23 protein-coding genes are annotated in these 22,125 nt (G+C 42.4%); 15 read left to right on the plus strand and 8 right to left on the minus strand.

From position 1 onward, the window contains the following. Positions 1–201: 201 nt before the first annotated feature. Positions 202–732 (minus strand): tRNA adenosine(34) deaminase TadA, encoded by a 531-nt coding sequence (tadA, locus tag Q4574_RS00765; protein WP_303470339.1) that lies wholly within the window; start codon positions 730–732, stop codon positions 202–204. Between the two features lie 201 nt (positions 733–933). Here tadA and Q4574_RS00770 point away from each other — a divergent pair, with 201 nt between their 5' ends. From Q4574_RS00770 to Q4574_RS00785, 4 genes are all read left to right on the plus strand, one after another. Further along, positions 934–1,170 (plus strand): hypothetical protein, encoded by a 237-nt coding sequence (locus Q4574_RS00770; RefSeq protein ID WP_303470341.1) that lies wholly within the window; start codon positions 934–936, stop codon positions 1,168–1,170. Positions 1,171–1,357: 187 nt separating this feature from the next. Then, a complete protein-coding gene (locus tag Q4574_RS00775) occupies positions 1,358–1,804 on the plus strand; it encodes a MarR family winged helix-turn-helix transcriptional regulator (RefSeq protein ID WP_303470343.1) in 447 nt (148 codons plus the stop codon). 54 nt (positions 1,805–1,858) lie between these two features. Then, entirely contained in the window at positions 1,859–3,121 is a 1,263-nt protein-coding gene (locus tag Q4574_RS00780) for an NAD(P)-binding domain-containing protein (RefSeq protein WP_303470345.1), read from the plus strand. A gap of 85 nt (positions 3,122–3,206) precedes the next feature. Next, positions 3,207–4,382 carry an MFS transporter gene (locus Q4574_RS00785; RefSeq protein ID WP_303470346.1) on the plus strand — a complete coding sequence of 392 codons (1,176 nt, stop codon included), beginning with the start codon at positions 3,207–3,209 and terminating at the stop codon, positions 4,380–4,382. A 256-nt stretch (positions 4,383–4,638) separates the two neighbouring features. Here the strand turns inward: Q4574_RS00785 and guaA are convergent, their stop codons facing one another. After that, on the minus strand, positions 4,639–6,216 hold the full coding sequence (gene guaA, locus Q4574_RS00790; protein WP_303470347.1) for a glutamine-hydrolyzing GMP synthase: 1,578 nt from the start codon (positions 6,214–6,216) through the stop codon (positions 4,639–4,641). Between the two features lie 76 nt (positions 6,217–6,292). Continuing rightward, positions 6,293–7,762, minus strand: a complete 1,470-nt coding sequence (gene guaB, locus Q4574_RS00795; protein ID WP_303470350.1) for an IMP dehydrogenase — start codon at positions 7,760–7,762, stop codon at positions 6,293–6,295. Between the two features lie 272 nt (positions 7,763–8,034). Between guaB and xseA the strand changes: the two genes are divergently transcribed. Further along, the gene (gene xseA / locus Q4574_RS00800) at positions 8,035–9,378 is read left to right on the plus strand and encodes an exodeoxyribonuclease VII large subunit (RefSeq protein ID WP_303470353.1); all 1,344 of its coding nucleotides are present in this window, start codon (positions 8,035–8,037) and stop codon (positions 9,376–9,378) included. 75 nt (positions 9,379–9,453) lie between these two features. On the opposite strand, the gene der is transcribed toward xseA, so the two are convergent. From der to hisS, 4 genes are all read right to left on the minus strand, one after another. Then, positions 9,454–10,899: a ribosome biogenesis GTPase Der gene (gene der, locus Q4574_RS00805; RefSeq protein WP_303470356.1), complete on the minus strand. Its 1,446-nt coding sequence runs from the start codon at positions 10,897–10,899 to the stop codon at positions 9,454–9,456. Positions 10,900–11,068: 169 nt separating this feature from the next. Continuing rightward, positions 11,069–12,307 carry an outer membrane protein assembly factor BamB gene (gene bamB, locus Q4574_RS00810; RefSeq protein WP_303470358.1) on the minus strand — a complete coding sequence of 413 codons (1,239 nt, stop codon included), beginning with the start codon at positions 12,305–12,307 and terminating at the stop codon, positions 11,069–11,071. 7 nt (positions 12,308–12,314) lie between these two features. Continuing rightward, entirely contained in the window at positions 12,315–12,929 is a 615-nt protein-coding gene (locus tag Q4574_RS00815) for a tetratricopeptide repeat protein (protein ID WP_303470360.1), read from the minus strand. A gap of 44 nt (positions 12,930–12,973) precedes the next feature. Next, the gene (gene hisS, locus Q4574_RS00820) at positions 12,974–14,254 is read right to left on the minus strand and encodes a histidine--tRNA ligase (protein ID WP_303470362.1); all 1,281 of its coding nucleotides are present in this window, start codon (positions 14,252–14,254) and stop codon (positions 12,974–12,976) included. Positions 14,255–14,512: 258 nt separating this feature from the next. On the opposite strand from hisS, the gene Q4574_RS00825 reads away from it, so the two are divergent. From Q4574_RS00825 to Q4574_RS00845, 5 genes are all read left to right on the plus strand, one after another. After that, complete coding sequence (locus Q4574_RS00825; protein WP_303470364.1) at positions 14,513–15,805, plus strand: integrase family protein; 1,293 nt, start codon at positions 14,513–14,515, stop codon at positions 15,803–15,805. Beyond that, positions 15,802–16,272, plus strand: a complete 471-nt coding sequence (locus tag Q4574_RS00830; RefSeq protein WP_303470366.1) for a hypothetical protein — start codon at positions 15,802–15,804, stop codon at positions 16,270–16,272. Before Q4574_RS00825 ends, Q4574_RS00830 begins: the two co-directional genes overlap by 4 nt. Before the next feature lie 88 nt (positions 16,273–16,360). Next, positions 16,361–16,594, plus strand: coding sequence for an AlpA family transcriptional regulator (locus Q4574_RS00835; protein WP_303470368.1), 234 nt, complete (start codon positions 16,361–16,363; stop codon positions 16,592–16,594). Position 16,595: 1 nt separating this feature from the next. Then, entirely contained in the window at positions 16,596–16,991 is a 396-nt protein-coding gene (locus Q4574_RS00840) for a hypothetical protein (protein ID WP_303470370.1), read from the plus strand. A gap of 25 nt (positions 16,992–17,016) precedes the next feature. Next, on the plus strand, positions 17,017–17,775 hold the full coding sequence (locus tag Q4574_RS00845; RefSeq protein ID WP_303470373.1) for a hypothetical protein: 759 nt from the start codon (positions 17,017–17,019) through the stop codon (positions 17,773–17,775). A gap of 184 nt (positions 17,776–17,959) precedes the next feature. On the opposite strand, the gene Q4574_RS00850 is transcribed toward Q4574_RS00845, so the two are convergent. After that, positions 17,960–18,130, minus strand: a complete 171-nt coding sequence (locus tag Q4574_RS00850) for a DUF3950 domain-containing protein (protein ID WP_303470375.1) — start codon at positions 18,128–18,130, stop codon at positions 17,960–17,962. Positions 18,131–18,219: 89 nt separating this feature from the next. Between Q4574_RS00850 and Q4574_RS00855 the strand changes: the two genes are divergently transcribed. The 5 genes from Q4574_RS00855 to Q4574_RS00875 all read left to right on the plus strand — a co-directional run bounded on the left by Q4574_RS00855 (position 18,220) and on the right by Q4574_RS00875 (position 22,056). Continuing rightward, a complete protein-coding gene (locus tag Q4574_RS00855) occupies positions 18,220–18,453 on the plus strand; it encodes a hypothetical protein (RefSeq protein ID WP_303470377.1) in 234 nt (77 codons plus the stop codon). Positions 18,454–18,466: 13 nt separating this feature from the next. After that, entirely contained in the window at positions 18,467–18,766 is a 300-nt protein-coding gene (locus Q4574_RS00860) for a hypothetical protein (RefSeq protein ID WP_303470379.1), read from the plus strand. Positions 18,767–19,108: 342 nt separating this feature from the next. Beyond that, entirely contained in the window at positions 19,109–20,272 is a 1,164-nt protein-coding gene (locus Q4574_RS00865) for a phage major capsid protein (RefSeq protein WP_303470382.1), read from the plus strand. A 51-nt stretch (positions 20,273–20,323) separates the two neighbouring features. Then, a complete protein-coding gene (locus tag Q4574_RS00870) occupies positions 20,324–20,872 on the plus strand; it encodes an HK97 family phage prohead protease (RefSeq protein ID WP_303470384.1) in 549 nt (182 codons plus the stop codon). Next, a complete protein-coding gene (locus Q4574_RS00875) occupies positions 20,869–22,056 on the plus strand; it encodes a phage portal protein (RefSeq protein WP_303470386.1) in 1,188 nt (395 codons plus the stop codon). Before Q4574_RS00870 ends, Q4574_RS00875 begins: the two co-directional genes overlap by 4 nt. The last annotated feature ends 69 nt before the right edge of the window (positions 22,057–22,125 follow it).

The raw sequence follows: 22,125 nt of genomic DNA on the forward strand, positions 1-22,125 counted from the left end.
AGAGTCTTTTGCTGAAGCAAGTTAAAATAAGCTTCAGCCAACTGGCTATGTTGTTTTCAACAAATTGGTTAAGAGCAAGTAAATCATCCTCCAATCCGATTTGACTATGCACCCCTCCTCCGATATTGAAAATATCTTTGCTGAAATACTAAACAGCACGATTCGGTGCCGGGTCATCTATTCAACAAAATTTGTCTAAGATCATTTCAATTGAGTGCCAGTTTTAGCAATTTGCTTAAGGGCTTTTTTCTGCTCACGTCGCATTTTAAAAAAGTCGGATATTTTGCTGGCACATTGTTCGCCCAATACATCGCCTTGCACTTCAATTTGATGATTCAATCTTTCATCATTCAAAAGATTCATTAAACTGCCTGCGAAGCCTGTCTTATAATCCTTTGCGCCAAAGACCAAGCGTTTGATACGAGAATGGACCAGTAGCCCAGCACACATTGGGCAAGGTTCTAGGGTTACGTAAAGGGTGCAGTCCAGCATGCGATAGTTGTTTAGCAACTTTCCCCCTTCTCGAATGGCGATCATTTCTGCGTGGGCAGATGGATCATTTAAGCTAATGGACTGATTCCAACCTTGGGATACTAACTCATTATCTTTTACCAACACCGCTCCCACTGGAACTTCACCAATTTTCCAAGCGTTGTCTGCTAAAGATAGCGCATATTCCATCCAATACTCATCTTGTGATTGAATTTTATTTGGCGAATTTGGAGTTGTCATTTATTGGTCATACAAAACATTGGTTAATTTGCTCAATAAGTTGTTTTTTTAACTAATACACATATCAAGCATTGCCTATGAAAAAACATAAGCCATTGATATTTAAAAGAAATAAAAGTTGGTTAAAAATATGCAAAACAAGATCATAACGCTAAAACATACTAATACGATAACACCATACCAGTCAAAGGAGACTACGCTATGAATTTAACCGCCATCGCCATAATTGCCATCATTTGCTGGACCATTGTAAAATTAACCGGGAAAGATAAAAAAGCCCCTAAACAGGTATCTGAACCCGATCTGCAAAATGACGAATTAATACAACAACTTGCTGCGATGCAGGAACGAATTGCAGTACTAGAGGCCATTGTAACCGATGAAAAATATGTACTAAAGCGCGAGTTTGACAATCTAACACGTAGCAAAGCAGCGTAAGCTGTATAAAAAGGCGATATTACTATCGCCTTTTTTGTACCTTACAGCTTAGCTACTATACAGATCAGCGACTATTCCCTATTTAACATCATCTCAAACACAATTTTAATTAAACAAGACCCGGGGCTTGCAGAAAATGGACGGCTATTATATTGTTGTTACTAACAACTTAAGCCAGAGACATTCGATGAACACAAAACTCAAGCGTGCCGAAGCACTTTATGAAGCGGTTAACCAACTGATCCGCGTACATCAGTTTCGTGATCGTGAAAGTATTTGCTGTCATAACGTGTCGGTCGCTCAATGTTATGCGCTGGAAACACTGGTAAAACGAGGTCCCTTAAGGCTTAAAGAACTAGCTGAAGAAATGTGCCTTGATAAAAGTACCACAAGCCGAGTAGTTGACTCGTTACTGCGTAAAGGCTATGCACTGAAGACCTTAGACCCCCTTGATCAGCGCGCAGTGCAGCTATCACTGACCCCTGAAGGCCATGAGTTATATGCAACCATTCGAAAAAGCTTGATTGAAGAAGAGGCATCAATGATATCTGATATCTCTGATGAAGTTGTCGATGCGGCTCTTGTACTCTTGGGAAAACTTACCGTCGCAGCGCGGAACCGACTCGGCGATTAACTATTTTTTTAACCACATTGTTGTTACTAACAACACTATTTTGGAGGTTTATCTATGAATTACAATGTCGAAAACTTGCCCATTGCCATCATAGGCGCCGGTCCTATCGGTTTGAGTGCAGCAGTTAACCTGCTCGATGCAGGCCTTACACCCATTGTGTTTGAATCAGGTGATTGTGCCGGTTCCAACATAGCAAAATGGGGTCATGTGCGTATGTTTTCGCCCTGGTCATACAATATGGATCCAAAAGCGGTTTCATTACTTAAGAAAAAGGGCTGGGTAGAACCAGTTTCGACCGAGTTTCCAACCGGAAGCGAACTGCTTGAGCGCTATATACTTCCTTTGGCGTCCCACGAGAAGATTGCTCCGCACCTACATTTGAATACCCGTGTTAACAACGTCAGCCGCCAATATCACGATATTTTACGAAATAATGGCCGGGAGAGTACGCCCTTCGTGATCCGTGTTTCCGACGTTGAAGGTGAGCGTGATATTCTTGTTCAGGCCGTAATTGATGCCTCTGGTACATATCAGACCCCCAACTGGCTTGGCGCTCATGGTATTCCTGCTATTGGTGAGCTTACTGCTTCGCAATCAATTTCTTACGGTGTGCCTGATATTCTTGGCGCTAGCAATAAACAATATGCGGGCAAGTCCGTACTCGTCATCGGTGGCGGCCATTCAGCATTTAACGCATTACAAGATTTAGTCAAACTTTCTGAACAAACTGATGGCATGCATATTTTATGGGGAATACGCGGCTCCTCCGTGGATAACATCGTGCGATCACCAAAAAATGATGAGCTGCAAGAGCGCAGAAGTCTCGAAGTTCATATTCAAACATTACTGGAAGAAGGAAAAATCGAAGTATTTACCGATATAGCAATAGAAAAAATCAACTGTGAAAATGGCAAACTGATCGTAAATAGCCATTCATATCAACTACCGCCTGTAGATCAGATCATTGCAGCAACCGGGTTTCGTCCTGACCTTCAGCTGCTGTCTGAGCTGCGCACCTCCATTGATCCTGCAACCCAAAGTCCGGTTCAACTCGGCCCTCTTATTGATCCCAATCTTCATAGTTGTGGTTCAGTCCCTGAGCATGGTTCGGCTGAGCTTTCGCACCCAGAGATCGGGCTTTATATTGCTGGAATTAAAAGCTACGGCCGTGCGCCAACCTTTTTACTAAGAACTGGCTATAAACAGATTAAGTCAATAACGTCTGCGTTAGCTAGTCAGGAATACAAAGACTTTGCTGTTATAAATAGCTCTCTTTCTCGTAATGACTGTGCCCTTAATCAAAGTTGCTTAGAATAAGCGTCTCGCCCTCTAATCAAAGCTTTATTAATGGATTTAAGGTTTATTGGAGGGCATTTTTCTTTTGGTCAATAGGGTGAGAGAAATGACATACTTTATTCGAAGTCATCCGCTATTTATTGTCGTGCTCGCTCAGTTATGTGGTACTTCCCTTTGGTTCTCTGTTAATGGGGTGGGTTTGGCTCTCATTCATGATGTTGGGCTAACTGAAAAAGATCTTGGTTGGTTAACTCTCACTGTTCAGGCAGGTTTCATTACTGGTACGCTATTTATTGCCACCACAGGTTTGGCTGATCGAATAGCTGCCAGCCGCATTTTCGCTATTTCCTGCCTAGCGGGTGCGCTAGCAAATGCCAGCTTTGTGTTTGTGGCGGCTCATCAGCCATTCGATCTGCTGTTACGGTTTTTCACCGGTCTGTGCTTAGCCGGTATTTACCCTTTAGGTATGAAGCTAGTGATTGGCTGGACACCTAAATATGTCGGAGCAGCGTTGGCATGGTTAGTCGGAATGTTAACCCTAGGCACTGCCCTACCTCACCTTCTGCGCGGCATGACGCTCGGGTTACCTTGGCAGTGGACTTTACTCGTTGCTTCCTTATTAGCATTGTTAGGTGGCGCGGCTATCTTCATTTTGGGTGATGGCCCACACTTACCTTCCTCAAGTACTAAGGTACGACTCAAAGATGGGCTAGCCGCCTTAAGTGAACGGCGTTTCCGCGCAGTTGCAATCGGCTATTTTGGTCACAGTTGGGAGCTTTATGCTATGTGGACGCTGATTCCGTTTATGGTATCCCGCGAAATGGGGCGTCTCGACGCGCAGGGTTTCTCGACCCCTTTGATATCGTTTAGCATCATCGCCCTTGGCCTGATGGGCTGTGTGGGTGGAGGGGCACTGAGCAGACATATAGGAAGTCTGGCAGTGGCGCGCTTGGCACTTGGGTCCTCTGGACTTATCTGCTTGCTTTATCCGTTGGTTGCCTTTTTGTCGCCCGAAGTAATGCTAGTTTTACTCTTTATCTGGGGCCTAACAGTGATTGCGGATTCTCCTCAGTTATCGGCTCTGGCCGCTGAAGCCGCTCCAAGAGAGCGAATCGGCTCAACCTTGGCCATGTTAAATGCTATTGGCTTTGCTTTGACCATTCCATCAATTGCATTGACCACAGCCCTGTGGCAATGGCAGGGTTTGTGGGTAGTATGGTGGCTACTCCCGGGGCCAGCTTTAGGGCTATGGGCGATGCACAGACTAGGTCGGCAACGGTAATCTGCAAAACGTCAGAAGGCGAATATTCGAGGAAAAGATAAAATTTCGACCTCTCCCTCAGTGGATATATGGTTGAGCTGCGCGATACTTGCCTGGGCTTGTTGACCTGCAACGTATAGAACGGCTGCATCTGCCTAACCAAGCTCAAAAGTCAGCTTTGTTCTCTTAGATAAACGAAAAGCCCAGCACGAACGCTGGGCTTTGAAATTTATTCTGTTATTGATAGCTATTCTCAGATGTTACCTAACCGTACCTTTTATTCCCACTCAATGGTCGCAGGGGGTTTGCCTGAAATATCATAAACCACGCGAGAAATACCATCAATTTCATTAATAATGCGATTCGATACTTTGCCTAAAAAGTCGTAGGGTAAATGGGCCCAATGGGCTGTCATGAAGTCAATGGTTTCTACAGCACGTAGGGAAACCACCCAGTCATACTTGCGAGCATCGCCCATTACACCAACCGAGCGCACCGGCAAAAACACGGTAAATGCTTGACTGACTTTATGATACAAGTCAGCGCTGTGAAGCTCTTCAATAAAGATAGCATCAGCGCGGCGCAATAAATCACAATATTCCTTTTTCACTTCACCTAACACGCGCACACCTAAACCCGGTCCAGGGAAAGGATGGCGATAAAGCATGTCGTAAGGCAAGCCTAGTTCTAAACCAATTTTACGCACTTCGTCTTTAAACAATTCACGTAAAGGTTCAACAAGCCCCATTTCCATGTCATCAGGTAAACCGCCCACATTGTGGTGAGATTTAATCACATGAGCTTTTCCAGTCGCCGAGCCTGCAGATTCAATGACATCTGGATAGATAGTACCTTGAGCTAACCACTTGGCATTTTTTAGCTTTCTCGATTCTTCATCGAATACACCAACAAATTCACGACCAATAATTTTGCGTTTAGCTTCTGGATCCGCTTCCCCGGCCAGGGCTTCTAAAAAGCGTGGTTCAGCATCTATTTTAATAATGTTAAGACCAAAATGGTCACCAAACATTTCCATCACCTGCTCGCCTTCATTGAGTCGCAACAAGCCGTTATCAACAAACACACAAGTGAGATTTTTACCTATAGCTTGATGCAACAACATGGCTGTTACTGACGAATCAACACCACCAGATAAACCCAGAATAACTTCATCGTCACCCACTTTTTTCTTAATACGCTCAACGGCATCTTCAATAATGCTAGCCGCGGTCCACAGTTTTTGACAACCACAGATGTCCATCACAAAGTGAGATAAAACGCGCATTCCCTGACGGGTATGGGTCACTTCAGGGTGAAATTGCACACCGTAAAATTGACGAGAAACATCAAACATTGCGGCATGGGGACAACTCGGTGTTTGTGCACCTGTAACAAAGCCTTCTGGTATTTCCAATACCTTGTCACCATGGCTCATCCAAACATCCAACAAGCCATTTCCATTACTGCCAATGTGATCTTCAATATTTGCTAACAATGGAATATTACCAATGACTTCCACTTGCGCATAACCAAATTCACGTTTATCTGAACCCAGCACTTTCCCGCCCAACTGGGCCGCCATGGTTTGCATTCCATAGCAAATACCCAATACAGGGACTCCGGCATTAAATACATATTCGGGAGCGCGCGGAGAGTTGGCTTCAGTCACCGACTCAGGACCACCAGAAAGAATAATCCCATTAGGATTAAACTCTTTAATTTGTTCCTCACTCACATCCCATGCCCAAAGTTCACAATATACGCCAATTTCACGGACGCGACGGGCGATGAGTTGGGTATATTGAGAGCCAAAATCAAGAATTAAAATACGTTGATCATGAATATTAGTGGTCATGGAAAGTCTCGTGTTAATAATATAAAAGTAGGTATTGGCATCAAAGCCAATACCTAAGATTGAACCAATAGTTAGATTAGCCTAATCGGTAATTAGGTGCTTCTTTAGTGATGCTGACATCGTGAACATGGGACTCTCCCATACCAGCTGCAGTCACTTTCACAAACTGTGGTTTGGTGCGCAAAATATCAATGGTAGCACTGCCAGTTAGTCCCATTGCTGAACGTAAACCGCCCATTTGTTGATGGATAATATTTGAAATTGGGCCTTTATAAGCAACACGGCCTTCAATCCCTTCTGGCACCATTTTTTCTTCTGATTTTGTATCTTGGAAATAGCGATCAGAAGAACCATGACTTTGGTTCATGGCACCGAGTGAGCCCATACCACGATAAGACTTATAATAACGGCCTTGGTACAACTCAACTTCTCCTGGCGCTTCTTCGGTTCCGGCCAACATACTACCTACCATCACACAACTTGCACCTGCCACTAATGCTTTAGCAATATCGCCTGAGAAACGAATTCCACCGTCAGCAATAACAGGAATATCTCGCCCTTCAAGAGCTTCAACAGCGTCTGCAACTGCGGTAATTTGCGGCACACCACAACCAGTCACAATGCGAGTTGTACAAATTGAACCAGGGCCTATCCCCACTTTTACAGCATTAACGCCAGCATCAGCTAGAGCTAGTGCGCCCTCTCCAGTTGCCACATTACCGGCAATAATTTGTAATTCAGGAAATGCTTGGCGGGTAGCAGCAACACGATCAAGTACGCCTTGCGAGTGACCGTGAGAGGTATCGATTAATAACACATCTACGCCAGCGTCAACTAGGGCTTGGATACGTTCTTCAGTACCTGGCCCAACACCTACTGCCGCGCCTACGCGCAAGCGTCCTAATTCATCTTTACAGGCATTGGGTTTATTTTCAGCTTTTTGAAAATCTTTAACGGTGATCATGCCCTTGAGTTTGAACGCATCATCTACCACTAGAATTTTTTCAACACGGTGTTCATGCATCAGCTCAAGTACTTCTTCTGAAGCAGCGCCTTCAGGCACAGTTACCAATTTTTCTTTAGGAGTCATCACGCTAGATACGGGCTGATCGACTTTATTTTCAAAACGTAAATCACGGCCAGTGACAATTCCGATAAGGTTATTATCATCATCCACAACAGGAAAGCCCGAGAAACCATGATGTTTGCTCAGAGCATTGATTTCACCTAAGGTGGCTTGAGAGCTAACCGTAACCGGATCAGATACCACGCCACTTTCATACTTTTTAACAGCACGAACATGGTTAGCTTGTTCTTCAATGGCCATATTTTTGTGGATAAATCCCATTCCGCCTTCTTGTGCAAGGGCAATAGCTAACCGAGCCTCAGAAACTGTATCCATGGCGGCAGAGATTAATGGAATATTCAATGATACACTGCTGGTTAATCTGGTGCGCAGATCGGCAGTGTGAGGTAACACAGTGGAGTGCCCAGGAACTAAGAGTACATCATCAAAAGTCAGGGCTTCTTTAGCAATCCTCAACATGCAATTACACCTATATTTAGCGGGTTTTAATTGCGGCGTGATTGTAGCGGTTTTGCGTTATCAGGTAAACTGAATTTGTAGTAAAATTTCAAAACTTTTTGCGGTTAATCTCATTTGCGTATAGATTTATTTGCATTAACGCCGATTCTACTCAAAATAGCGTGTTTAAAGCACGACACATTTTACCCTGGTGTTTATTTTAATTAAGCTCACTGCTTAGAAATATCGTCAAGACTGAAGTTAAGATAATTCGGTTTACCATTAAGGATTTTATGCCAAACCAATCTTCCCCTTCCAAAAATATATTTACTGTTAGCCAATTAAATCGACTTGCTCGCTCAGTGTTAGAGTCGCAGATTGGTCAAGTCTGGTTGTCTGCAGAGATATCAAATTTTGTCGCGGCGGCTTCTGGCCATTGGTACTTCACCCTCAAAGATCCGCGAGCCCAAGTGAAAGCAGCGATGTTTCGTGGCGCAAACTCTCGGGTAAAAGTACGCCCTAAAGAAGGTGACAAGATACTGGTTCGTGCTTCGGTGGGTTTATATGAAGCCCGTGGTGACTATCAAATTATTGTCGATTTCATGGAGCCAGAAGGTGAAGGTCAATTAAAACAACAGTTTGAGATGCTAAAAGTCAAACTCGCAGCCGAAGGCCTGTTTTCTACTTCACATAAAAAAGCGCTGCCTGAGAGGATTCAACGTGTGGGAATTATCACCTCAGCCACAGGTGCGGCGCTGCACGACATATTAACGGTATTAAAACGACGAAATCCGTTGATTTCTGTGATTGTTTACCCTTCACAAGTTCAAGGCGAATTAGCCCCCTACCAGCTATGCCAAGCAATTGACAAAGCCGTGCAACGCAACGAGGTAGATGTGCTACTGATTGGCCGCGGTGGCGGCTCCCTTGAGGATTTATGGTGTTTCAATGATGAAACATTAGCACGTAAATTATTTTCCTGTGTTATCCCAACCATTAGCGCGGTTGGCCACGAAGTGGATGTAACCATTGCTGATTTTGTAGCCGATGTGCGCGCCCCCACCCCCTCAGCGGCGGCCGAATTGGTCAGTACAGACATGCTTGATGTGCTGCAAAACTTGCAACGTTTGAAGTCTCGCCTACATCGTAGCATGGTCTCGCAAACGCAATTTCACAGGCACAGATCGCAAATTGCTAGCCAACAGTTAAAGACCTTGCACCCGGAAAATCGCATCAAACAGCAAGCTCAACACTTAGATCAAATGCAGATGGCATTAGAACAACGTATGAAACGCAAATTAGACCAGGTCGCCAATACTGTGAATAGTTTGAGCCAGCATTTATACAGCCGCTCGCCTATCAATAGGTTAGAAAGGTTAATGGAAAATAACAAAAGCCTGACGATGCAATTGAAAAAGTCGACAACCAATCTGTTGGTGAATAAACAACTTCAACTCGCCAAAGCATCTGAGCTGCTCGATAGCGTAAGCCCACTTTCTACTCTATCCCGAGGATACAGTATTACCTACAAAGACAATGAAATCATAAAGAAAAGCAGTCAGTTAAAGCCAAACGACGAGATAACCACGCGCTTCCATGATGGCTCTATTAATAGCAAAGTGACGGGTACAGACTAAGGATTAAAATAACAACAGTCACAGACCAGTCTTGTCGACTAGCTGTGACTAAGAAATTCAACTAAATTTGAGGGATTAAGGCTTCTTATGATGGGTCATTAAACGCTTGCGCTTGCGTTGTTGTGACAAGGTAAGTTTGTTGGTTTTACCTTCAAACGGGTTCGCCCCCTCTTTAAACTCAACCCGTATTGGTGTTCCCATGGTTTGCAGAGATTTGCGATAGTAGTTCATCATGTAGCGTTTATACGCTGATGGTAAATCTTCTACTTGGTTACCGTGAATAATGATCACCGGCGGGTTATAGCCACCCGCATGGGCATATTTCATTTTCACTCTGCGTCCACGCACCATGGGTGGCTGGTGATCTTCTTGGGCCATTTCCATAATGCGAGTAAGCATGGATGTATTGATTCGTTTAGTGGCAGAAGCATAGGCTTCTTGTACAGATTCGAATAAATGCCCTACTCCGGTACCATGTAACGCTGAAATAAAATGTATTCTGGCAAAATCAACAAACCCTAAACGGCGGTCTAGTTCTCGCTTAATATCGTCTTTCACGTCTTTCGACAAGCCATCCCATTTATTTACCGCGATAACTAACGAACGCCCTGCATTAAGGACAAAACCCAGTAGGCTCAAATCTTGATCGGCAATCCCCTCTCTGGCATCAATGCATAACAACACAACATTGGCTTCTTCAATGGCTTGTAAGGTTTTAATAATGGAAAACTTTTCTACCGCATCTGACACTTTTTTGCGTTTTCTAACACCGGCCGTATCAATCAGGACATATTCGCGATCATCACGCTCCATTGGGATAAATATACTATCTCGTGTGGTACCCGGCATATCAAACACCACCACCCGCTCTTCACCCAGGATACGGTTCGTTAAGGTCGATTTACCCACATTAGGTTTGCCGACAATTGCCAACTTAATAGGTAAACTTTGTAAACGCAGTAATTCAGCTTCGGCATTTTCACCATCATCATCGCGCACAACTTCAGGGATGTGCATATCGGGATAAAGCTTTTCAATTGGTTTAAGCGACTTTTCAAGAAGTTGAGTGACACCACGACCATGGGCCGCCGCCACTTGCGATATTTCTCCTAAACCTAACGAATAAAATTCAGCTGTTTCACTGTCACCATCGATACCATCGACTTTATTGGCGACCACGTAAACGGTTTTTTCTTGTTTACGCAAATGATTAGCAATACCAATATCGGCAGGTGTTAACCCCGCTCTGGCATCGACTAAAAACAACACCACATGGGCTTCATCTATGGCTAATAACGATTGTTCAGCCATCTCTGCATCAATTCCCTGCTCATCGCCACTGATCCCGCCGGTATCAACCACAATAAACTGCAAGCCTTCGTATTTAGCTTGACCGTATTTGCGGTCACGGGTTAACCCAGGATAATCAGCAACCAAGGCATCTCGACTATTGGTTAGCCGATTGAATAAAGTAGATTTTCCCACGTTAGGGCGACCAACGAGAGCGATGACAGGTAACATATTATCATTCCAATAAAAAAGTTACGGCTCAAGTACCTAAATTAGATAGTTGAGCCGTTAATAGTTTGTACTTAAGCTATGTAGTCCACATTCATGCTATAAAGCCAATCCATGGTGGCCAATATCTGTGAACTTACACAATCGATGGTGCCAAATCAACAAAAGTTAATTAGATTATAGGCACTTCAATGGCAACTAATTCACCATCTCGAGTCTGAGTATATATTGTATCGCCAAAGGCTACGGGAGCGACATAAATTCCTTCATCTTCATCATCACCACCGACATCCATCCGCGAGACTATGCTGCCATCGGTTTTATCTAACCAATGTAAAAACCCGTATTTATCCCCTACTACCATGTATTTTCCAATAGGTTCAGGTGAGGTTAGATTGCGTTTTTTAAGACCGCCTTGGCTCCATAGTTCAACACCGTTACGTCTATCGATAGCATAAATATTACTGTTTTTGTCAGTTACGAACAGACTATTGCCATCAATTCCAAGACGTCTATAGGAGTTATATTCACGCTTCCAAATAATACGTCCGCTGCGCAATTCTACTGCGGCTAAAGTACCGTCAAAGGAAATGACATAAACATTTGGTCCGACTACCAAAGGTTGACTATCAATATCAACGATTCGCTCTAACTCAGTTGCGCCTGAAGGGGCTGAAATAGTTTGCTCCCAAGCAGTTTGTCCACTAGCGAGAATGTTGACCACCAATTTCCCTGTCGCTGTCCCTACCAAAGCACCACCATTCACCGCAACTGGCGCTGAAATTCCTCTTAAACTCAAAGCGGGCACGTCAGATTCAAACATCCACAATTGCTCGCCAGTGTTTGCGTCCAACGCAAAAAGTGTCCCTGAACCTGTATTCACCAAAACGACATTTTCATCGACAGCGGGAGAGGCAATAATTTCACCACGGACTTGGGTCACCCATTTGGTTTCCCCGGTGTTCGCGTCTAACGCATAAACTTCGCCGTTCTCCGAGCCAAGAAACACAGTTTCATATATAACCGTAAGGCCACCGGAAATTTTAGCAGTTACCCCATCCGACCATAAATTGGTAATAAAGCTATACCAGTTATCGTTAGGATATTCGGCAAAATCACGCTCCCACACTTGTTTACCCGACTCAAGCTCAAAAGCCGCAACCGTCCCTTGACGACTAGCAGCAAAGACTTTGTCATAGGCAATCGCTGGGCGTAATCTTGAATAGAATTTATCAATACCGCCGGTCAGATCTTTTGACCATAACTGCTTGGGTGTAAACTTAGCATCTATTGGTTTGAGGGTGCGGATTTCAATTTCTTCGTCATCCATAAACCAGCCAGAAATAGTTGAACAACCTGCTAGTGTCATTACACTTACAAATGTAATCACTTTAATCCAACTTAACCTCATACTGATATTACCCATTTATCACAACCGCTAAGTTATCCAACTTCATTTTAACCGGTTGATTACCTGCATTGGCTTCTAAAGACGCAGTATATGCCGCTTTGGCAGCGTCAAAATTCGATTGATTAAAGTAAATATCGCCCTTGATTTCTTCAACCTGAGCAACAAATGCAGGTTGCGTAACCAAGTCTAAACTCGCCATAGCTTGGTCAAATTGATTCAATGAATTTTGTACTCTAGCCAAACGTAAATTCGCAACACTTTTTAATGCTGGGTCTTGGGCATTATTGGCTGCATATTTTAAATGAGTAACAGCTTTTTCTAAGTCGCCATCTTCAGCTGACAATTTCGCCAACTGTAAGGCTGTTAGAATCGAGTATCCGCCTTGGTTATTTTCAACAAAAGCTTCCGCTTCTTGCGTATTTTTAGAGTTTAACGTCGTGTTTATTTGCTCATAGGAGAGTGACGCAGCTTCTTTTTCTGCTATTTGCGTATCGTTGTAATATCTCCAACCATACAAACCACCCACACCTAAAACCACGCCAACCGCAATTGCTAAGCCATTTTCACGCCAAAAACGCTTAATCGCTTCGACTTGTTGTTCTTCTGTTGCAAACTCTTCCATCTAATTTTCCTCGTACAAACTGTAATAGGTAATTGTACTTTATCTTATTTTGTAAAATATTGAGCTAAAACTGTGTCCAATTCAGCACTGGCTATTGTCACCTGCGGAATATCTTCACGAAGGTATTTAACCACTACTTTCTGTTCGTTCATTTCATTTTCACCAATCACTAACACTATTGGTGCTCCGCTCTTATCAGCGCGTTTCATCTGTTTTTTTAAGTTTCCGCCACCACAATGCAATTGCACTCTAAGCTGTGGAGAAGAATCTCTCAATTGCTCAGACAATTTCATGGCGTAAAGTTCCGTAGAATCACCAAGGGCCGTCACATAAATATCAACAGGGTCAGGAACTTCGGAAGTTAATTCTAAGGTTTGTAACATTAAAACAAGTCGCTCAATGCCCATGGCAAAGCCCACAGCCGAGCTCGGTTTACCACCTAATTGTTCAATTAGACCATCGTATCGGCCTCCGGCACACACTGTACCTTGAGCTCCTAGACTGTCGGTAACCCATTCAAAAACCGTGCGATTGTAATAATCTAAACCACGAACTAAACGGGAGTTAATCCGGTAATTAATGCCCATATCCGTTAATTTCGAGCACAAGGTTTCAAAATGCTCTTTTGAGTCCTCGTCTAGATAATCTAATAATGTGGGAGCATCTTTAATAGCAGCCTGCACATCAGGATTTTTACTGTCCAAGACGCGCAATGGGTTTGACTCTAAACGGCGCAAGCTATCTTCATCTAACTGGGATTTCCGTGCCGTTAAATATTCCACTAAAGCTTCGCGATAATTAGCTCTAGCTTGGTTAGAACCCAATGAATTCAATTCCAACGTAACCTGCTCACTGATACCAAAGGCTTTCCACAGACGAGCGCTGAGTAAAATCACTTCAACATCAATATCTGGACCTTCAAGACCAAAGGTCTCAATACCAAATTGGTGAAACTGACGGTAACGCCCTTTTTGTGGACGTTCGTGTCGGAACATGGGGCCCATATACCAGATACGTTGTTGCTGATTGTAGATAAGACCATGCTGATTGCCGGCGCGAACACAACTAGCCGTATTTTCTGGACGCAGGGTTAAGCTATCGCCATTACGATCTTCGAAGGTGTACATCTCTTTCTCAACGATGTCAGTTACTTCTCCGATAGAGCGTTTAAATAAATCGGTACTCTCTACAATAGGAGTGCGCAATTCTTGATAGCCGTATGCACTAACTACATTGCGAATTTTGTTTTCTACCCATTGCCAAATACCGGAATCAGCGGGTAAGCAATCATTCATCCCGCGAACTGCTTGAATTTGTTTTGTCACTAAATACGTACTCTGAAATTCGATTCTGCATTGGCGCTCAGTTTGCCAACACCCTAATAAAAAAGCCCCGTATTATAGGGGATAATAACCAAATAATCTAAACACAAGTAAACACGCCAAAACACCATATCACGTTGTTTTAATTAGATTATTTTAAGTTCCACCTTTTTCAAGCATGGAATAATTGTGCTTGTTTGTGTTCCCTTGTTCTTCCATAATGTTCCCCTTCTGTTCCCTTTTTTAACGGTAACTAGGCATATGGCAAAGGTAAGTGAAACCTCGATCACAAAAACGGACGCATTAAACCATTTAAGAAGCGCCAAAGCAATGTCAGAGTTGACTTGCGAGAAGATTATAGGCTTCCATTTGGTGAAAACTCAAAAGGGCGCAACATGGCGGTTACGATATACGGATTTTAGCGGCGCAAGAAGAAAAGTAAGCTTGGGTAAATTTGTTGACGGAACCGCAGACAGAATTGACTCAGCCCAGTTAGCTAGAAAGTATCGTGATGATTTAAAGGCAGGAAATGATCCAGTTGAAAATATAAGGCTTAAGAAACGCAATTTTGCAGAACAACAAGCAACGAAACATCAAAGGCTATTTAGAACTTATCTAGATGAAGTTTATACACCTTACCAAATGACCAAGCGAGGCGGTAAAAAAACACTAGCCACTCTCAATTCAGCGTTTAAAGAGCTGGAAAGCTTGCCAATGGATGAAATAACAGTTACCGACCTTAATGCATGGTGTAAACGATATTCAGTTGATAGAGCCGTTACAACAGTGGAAAGAACCTACACAGCATTAAGAGCTATGTTATATCACGCAAAAGAATCAGGCGTTATTAGTAAGCTACAAAATAAAGGGTTCAAAATCCCCAAACGTACATCTCAAGAAACAGATGCTGAATTAAGCAGTGAAGAACTAGCGAAACGTCGAATGCTCACAGAGGAAGAAATTGTCGGCATTAAAAAAGGTTTAGACAGCTATAAAATTGAAGTTGGTGAAAGCCATTGGTTTTTTCCCTTTTTCAGATTAGCCGAATATTCAGGAATGCGACCAGGTGATCTGTATTCTATGACATGGCAAGAATTAAACCTTAACTTCAAAGTCATTCGCAAACACCCGAATAAAACTCGTCACCACAATAACCCTGTCGAAGTTGTACTTCCGTTAGATGATGATATTTTAAATTTAATGCGCGAGTGGTACCAATTTATTGGAAGCCCTCAAAAGGGTTTAGTATTCCCTTCCCCAAAGACAGGCAGAGAAATAACTAACACGATGCACCTAGGGCATTGGAAAAAGGTACTGGCATTAGGTGGATTAAAAGAGAACCTAGATTTCTATGCTTTGCGCCATAACTTCATTAGTAAGCTACTCCAAGCGAACGTTCCACTATCCACTGTAGCGAAGCTAGCAGGCCATAAAACAACAAAAATGATAGAGAAGCATTATCACCACATGTTACCAAAAGCAGCCGCAGAAGCTCTCTCAATGATTGCTGGGGATTTTTCAAAACCAAATAATTTAGAGGTAAAAGCTAAATGAAATATGTACAAGGAAGTAAAGGCTTAGATTTAATCGCTACGCACCTTCGAAAAAACCAAGGTGCTTTATTAATATTCAAAGAATATTGCGACTTGTATGAGGGCGGAATTATACATGAGTATAACCTCGCTAGAATGTATGAATTACTTAAACCCCTCATAAATGACCCTATTTGTGAATTTGAAAACACAACTGCAAAAAACGCAGGAGCTTTAGGGAAAAAGTATTTAGTTAAATCACGTCCTGCGCACAGAAAATCCGATCCCACCGAAAAATATAGAAAAGGAATGACAATCGCCTTGCGGTACTTGGAGCTCAAAGAGCAAGGAATGAGTTTCGAAACTGCAGCTAGCTTAGCAGGAGAAAGCGAGTTTGTTGGTTTAGAAGCCGCAAAAAAATTCATTACTGAATATAAAGAAAAAGCTTTGGCCCATAAAAACCATTTAAAAGGTAGTAAAAAAGGGTAGCACTTATTTACCCTGACCACCTTTATCAATTCACTTAATCTTCTTCATGTCGCCACAAGACACATAAACTACATGAGGAATTACATACATGACCACTCAATCTACAACTGACTTTTCACACAAACTTCTTTTCCCAAGTAAGGAAGCTGCAAAATTTATTGATGTTTCAGACGAGACATTAAGACGTTCGCGCTGCACTGGCTATTTGTTGGGCGCACCAGCACCTAAACATATCAAATTTGGTAGAGCAGTAAAGTATCGTTTAACCGATCTAACAGATTGGGTAAATGCTGTTGACGAAAATGGCGTGGAGGGGCTTTAAAATGAATAAAGCCGCTACCCAAATGAGCAACGACCTTAGACGTGAGAATCAGAAGGTTAAACTAAATTTAATCCCATATAAAGAAGAAATTTGCTTAGTTGAATTTCTCAATCGAGATACTGCAGGGATGTATCAGAAAGAAGCGGATAGAGCCTATGGCGAATCATGCTTACACACGATGGTAAGTAACTTTCGACAGCATGGCATTTACTTCGCTCGACGACCCAACCCAATCACGCACAGGCATGGAGGCAAAGCCACATATACCCGATATTGGCTGATTGACGAGACCGCAGTGCAGCGGGCTATATTCAGAGTCAACAAGCTGCGCTCTCAGCGGGGTTTAGAGCCTTTGAGGGGCTTACCGCCCTACTCCATTTATAGCCAAGCAGCTTAGCCCTTCGGGGCTATTTGGGGCTTATATGTCCAATGTCACACCGATAAAGAAGCGGGGCGAATCAGCTCGCCCTGAGAACATATTTCTATTGACCAGATGCGTTGAAATATTCGGTATTTTAGACGCTGCCATTTTAGCAGACTTATATTACTGGATTGCCCAAGGTAAAGAGCCATGGAGAAAGGCACAGGAGCATGCTGATCTTTTTGCAGTAAATGAAAAAACTATTCGCGCCCACTCCAAGTATTTAGCTGAAAAACATAAATGCTTTGGAAGGCGAATTTCTATGCTCAAGAATGGAAAACAAGGAGCATGCAAATACTTCCCCACCAAATCAGAAAATTCTAAGGCATTAAAGGAACAATATTACGCCTTATTTAATAACGGCTTTAAGAAAACTGATTTTGGTAAATTTATGGCTGAAGAAGTAATAGAGGTACCAAAGTATATAACTTTACCGATAGCATTTATTGAACGGTTAAAAAATATAAATCTCGCGTATTTGTTAGCTAGATTGTATTGGATAACTTTCTCTGAAAACCCTGATCCCGTTTTTAGATTTAGATCTCAAGCTAAACTCGCACGAGCAATGCTATTAAACAGAACCACTCTCCTTAGGTATCTAAATTTATTAGAAGATTATAAGTATCTGACTCATTCAGACCAAGCCAACGGAATAGTAATCTCGATTAATACTGACTCTGATTTATATGAGATTTTGAGTGATTGGATAGTTGATAACCAAGAAGCGCGAGTAGAGTTAATTATGGAGAGTAATTACTAATGCAAATAGTGACCGTTCGAATTTACCGACCACCCTGTTCAAATTTACCGACCACCCTGTTCAAATTTACCGACCACCCTGTTCAAAATGTCCGGACATGTAATATGAATCTTGTAATATTATTCTTTAATATAAATCTAGTAATATCGGGTGTGATACGAACAAGTTCGCATACACACTCACCTCATTTTTTTAATTTTTTCCAACAAGCATCTTTAACCCATTCAGAGAAAGGTTGTTCTTTTCTATCAGCATCAATCTTTTCAACCAAATCATCATCAAAGCGTATATTTTTTCTTGTTGAACCTTTGCGTTCATCTGACCTTTTAAATTTTTTTTCCGATTCTTCTTGCATTGGGTGTGTACCACTATTATATTGTAAGGGTGTGTACCACAGTTTACAACAAGATGACGATCTTGCCTAACCTTAAATTGGAGAACGATATGAATAACCTAGATAAAGCCAGCATTAAATTAGGCAAAGCCGAAAGCATTCTTATGATGATGTCTGCTCACTATCAAACTGGCGAACAAGAGTTGTTTAACAGTGATATGGATTTGATAGCCTGCACCGTTGGCGATTTGGTCTCAGACGCTAAACAGCTTATTGCTGACATTGGCAATACTGACGCACCTTTAATTCAAAATAAACCCACAACCAAAACAAGCGGAATGTAAAGGAGATTTAATCATGGTAAGACGTAAAGCTTTAAAGTCACTTAAAGAGTTAAGATTTATGGACACAGCAACAATGAACGTCGATAAGTCGTTAGCAATTCTTAACTTAGTAGAAAATAAAGTATTAGAAGAGTTAGGCGAAAGCGACACCGCGAAAGATTATAAAAATACTATGTGGGCGATTAAAGATCTTTTGTTTGAAATACAAGAAGCGGCTAAAGACATGGAAGGCGATAAAATCGAATATGCTGATACATTGGAAGAGTTCCAAGCAGCGGAAATAGCAGGAAAAGAAGAAAACAGGCTAAATTAATCAAAATCCCCTCCAACAGCCGGATTAATTTCCGGCTTTTTTATGCCTTAAAAAACAATAGCACACCCCAAGCCATAAACACACACAAAACCCTTAAAAATCAATAATTTAAATGATTTACAGCCATTTTTAAATAGGTTATATTGGTTTTGCTTAGAGATTAACGTCTTTGGGCAACTTTCTAGCTTTAAAGTGGATAGCCCACCAGCCAAGATTCCATGAGTATAAACCTGCGAGACGTAGGCGAGTACAGATTGAAAGGGGTTTCTGTATGTCTTGTTCCCTTTCCGTCTTATTCCCTGGTCAGTTGCCCGATTTTTTTACTAATTGGAATACTTGACTATGAAAAAGCTACTACAACTACGCAACACCAAAGCCGATTTGCATAAGCAAATGAAGGCTATCGTCACCACCGCAGAAACTGAAAAACGCTCGTTAACTAACAATGAGTCAACCAAGTTCGAAGAACTGCAAAACCAAATCACAGATTTAAATCAACAAATTGAATGCCAAGAAGTCTTAGCAGATAACGAGCGTTCACTTATCACTGGTGAAACACCAGAGAGCAAAACCGACAAACCGAGCAATGAAGAACTAAGAGCGTTTGTTCAAACAGGTGATCAACGAAGCCTAAGCGCTGGCACAAACGCTGATGGTGGTTACACTGTTATTCCAGCGATTGATAAAGACATTACAAAGGTTTTAAAAGAAACCTCAGTTTTCCGTCAAAACGCAACTACTAAAACAATCTCTACTGAAAAGTATGAAAAATTAGTCAGTGTTGGCGGCACAAGCGCTACCTGGGCAGACGAAGGCGACACCCGCAGCGAAACCAACACTAGCCAGTTAGAAAAGGTTCAAATACCTGTTCACTCTCTATATGCCTACCCTAAAACAACCCAAGAACTTTTAGATTGGTCTGATTTCGATGTAGCTGGCTGGTTAAGTTCAGAAGTCGCAGACGAAACCGGATTGAAAGAAGAGGCAGCATTTTGGACTGGTGACGGCTCCAAGAAACCTAAAGGCCTTCTTACTTACACCCGCGATTCAGCAAACGATGATAGTCGCTCATTCGGTGAGGTACAAGAAATCGAATCTACAACTACCGGAGTGATTGACGGTGACGATTTGATTACCTTATCTCACACACTACGCACAGCTTACCGAATGGCCGCAAAATTCTATATGAATGATGCAATGTTAGAAAAGGTACGCAAGCTGAAAGACAATGATGATAATTATCTATTTAGAGCGGGAATTGTAGAGGGAGCGCCAAGCACCCTGCTCGGTAAACCGATTGTCATTGCTGAGGAAATGTCAGACGACCTAATAGGTTATGGAGATTTAGCTCGAGCATATTACATTGTTGACCATACCAGCGGCACCAGAATGATTAGAGATAACATCACACTACCAGGCTGGGTAAAAATGCTAACAACACGATATGTAGGCGGTGGATTAGTTGACTCAAACGCTATCAAGTTCTTAGCACCTAAAGCAGCGTAAACAAGCATAAAGAGAAGGGGCATAAATAGCCCCTTTTTTATCGAGGTGAATATGAATCAAATCGAAATCAGAGCAACAGCAGAACTTAGCCTTAAAGGTAAAAAAATTATTGGTAGGCCAGTTGTATATAACTCCCCTTCTCAGGACTTAGGTGGCTTTGTAGAAGTAATTAAAGCAGGTGCTTTTGGTAACAGTGTTAACAACGACATTCGGGCTTTAGTCGAACATGACCACAAATTAATACTTGGCAGAACGGCAGCTGGAACAATGAAGATTAAAGAGGACTCACAAGGCCTACTCGTAGAAATTGACCCACCAAATATACAAGCCGCTAGGGACTTAATGACAAGCATAGAGCGCAAGGATATTAGTGGAATGAGTTTTGGCTTTACTGTTAACCCTGAGGGCGCTCAATGGGACTTTGACCAAACACCAGCACTCAGAACAGTAACAAGCGCAAATTTGTTGGAGGTGACAATCACAGGGATGCCCGCTTACAAAGCGACAAATGTTGAAGTTGCTATGCGCTCACTCCACCAGCAACAAGAATCACACGACATTGATTTAATGCTTAAGCGCATGGAGATGATGGCACTATGAACTTACTGAAAATATTTAAACGAAGTGAACCGGTAACAGATTCATACGAATTACTCCAATCAATGGGAATAGGTGCGCCGACTTCAAGCGGTAAACATGTTAATAGCGAAATAGCGCAAACATTACCCGCTGTTTATTGTGCGGTGGCAACAATAGCTGAATCGGTAGCAAGTTTGCCAATCCATGTTTATAAGCGCACTGATGAAGGCAAACAAAGACAATCACGGCATCATGTAGAGCAACTATTAAATCATAGGCCAAATGCTTACCAGACAGCCTATGACTTTAAAATGGGACTTCTAAGGTCAGTTTTACTGCGCGGCAACGGTTACGCGCATATCTCTTATGACGGGACGGGAAAAGCTAACGCATTAACATTGCTTCACCCTGACTCGGTACAAGTTGAATTACTAACTACAGGCCGATTAGGTTACAAGCACACTAATACTAGAGGTAAACACTCAAGTTACCTTCAAGAAGAAATCTTACATGTTCGGTACCACTCCGATGATGGAATATTGGGTAAAAGTCCCATTCAAGTATGCAGAGAATCAATAGGTTTAGGATTAGCCCAACAAGAGCATGGAGCCAGCCAGTTTAAGAATGGGGTCCGTGTCTCAGGAGTGTTAGAAACTGACGCTAAACTCACTGACGAGCAATTCAAAGCATTATCTAAAATGTTCGATAAGCATCAAGGCTCAGGCAACACTAACAAACCGTTACTATTGGAAGGCGGCTTAAGATGGAATCAAATAGGCTTAGCTAACAATGATGCTCAGTGGTTAGAGTCAAGACTGTTCACTATTTCGGACGTTGCTAGAATGTTTAAGATTAGCCCAATCTTTCTAATGGATTATTCCAACAGTACATACAGCAATTTCAGTGAAGCAAGTAGAGCCTTCCTTACACAAACGCTAAGACCTTGGCTAAGCAATCTACAAGAAGCAATAGCAAGTCGTCTCATAAGCGATAGTAATCGTCCCAGCATTGCTATCGAATTCGAAACAAAAGACCTACTTAGAGCAACTGCAGAGGATAGGTTTAGCGTTTATGACGTAGCAATAAGAAACGGAGTAATGAATCCTAATGAATGCAGAGCAGCCGAGAATCTACCACCAAGAAAAGGTGGAGATGAATATAGTCAAAGCTGGATACAAAAAGGCCAGACAGAGACAACAGAGTAATAGACGGAAAAGGTATTACTACGGCTTTTAGGGTACGGGGGTATATCAAAGACCACAGGCATTGATTCC

Source organism: Aliiglaciecola sp. 3_MG-2023, from assembly GCF_030548205.1.
Classification (GTDB): Bacteria; Pseudomonadota; Gammaproteobacteria; order Enterobacterales; family Alteromonadaceae; genus Aliiglaciecola.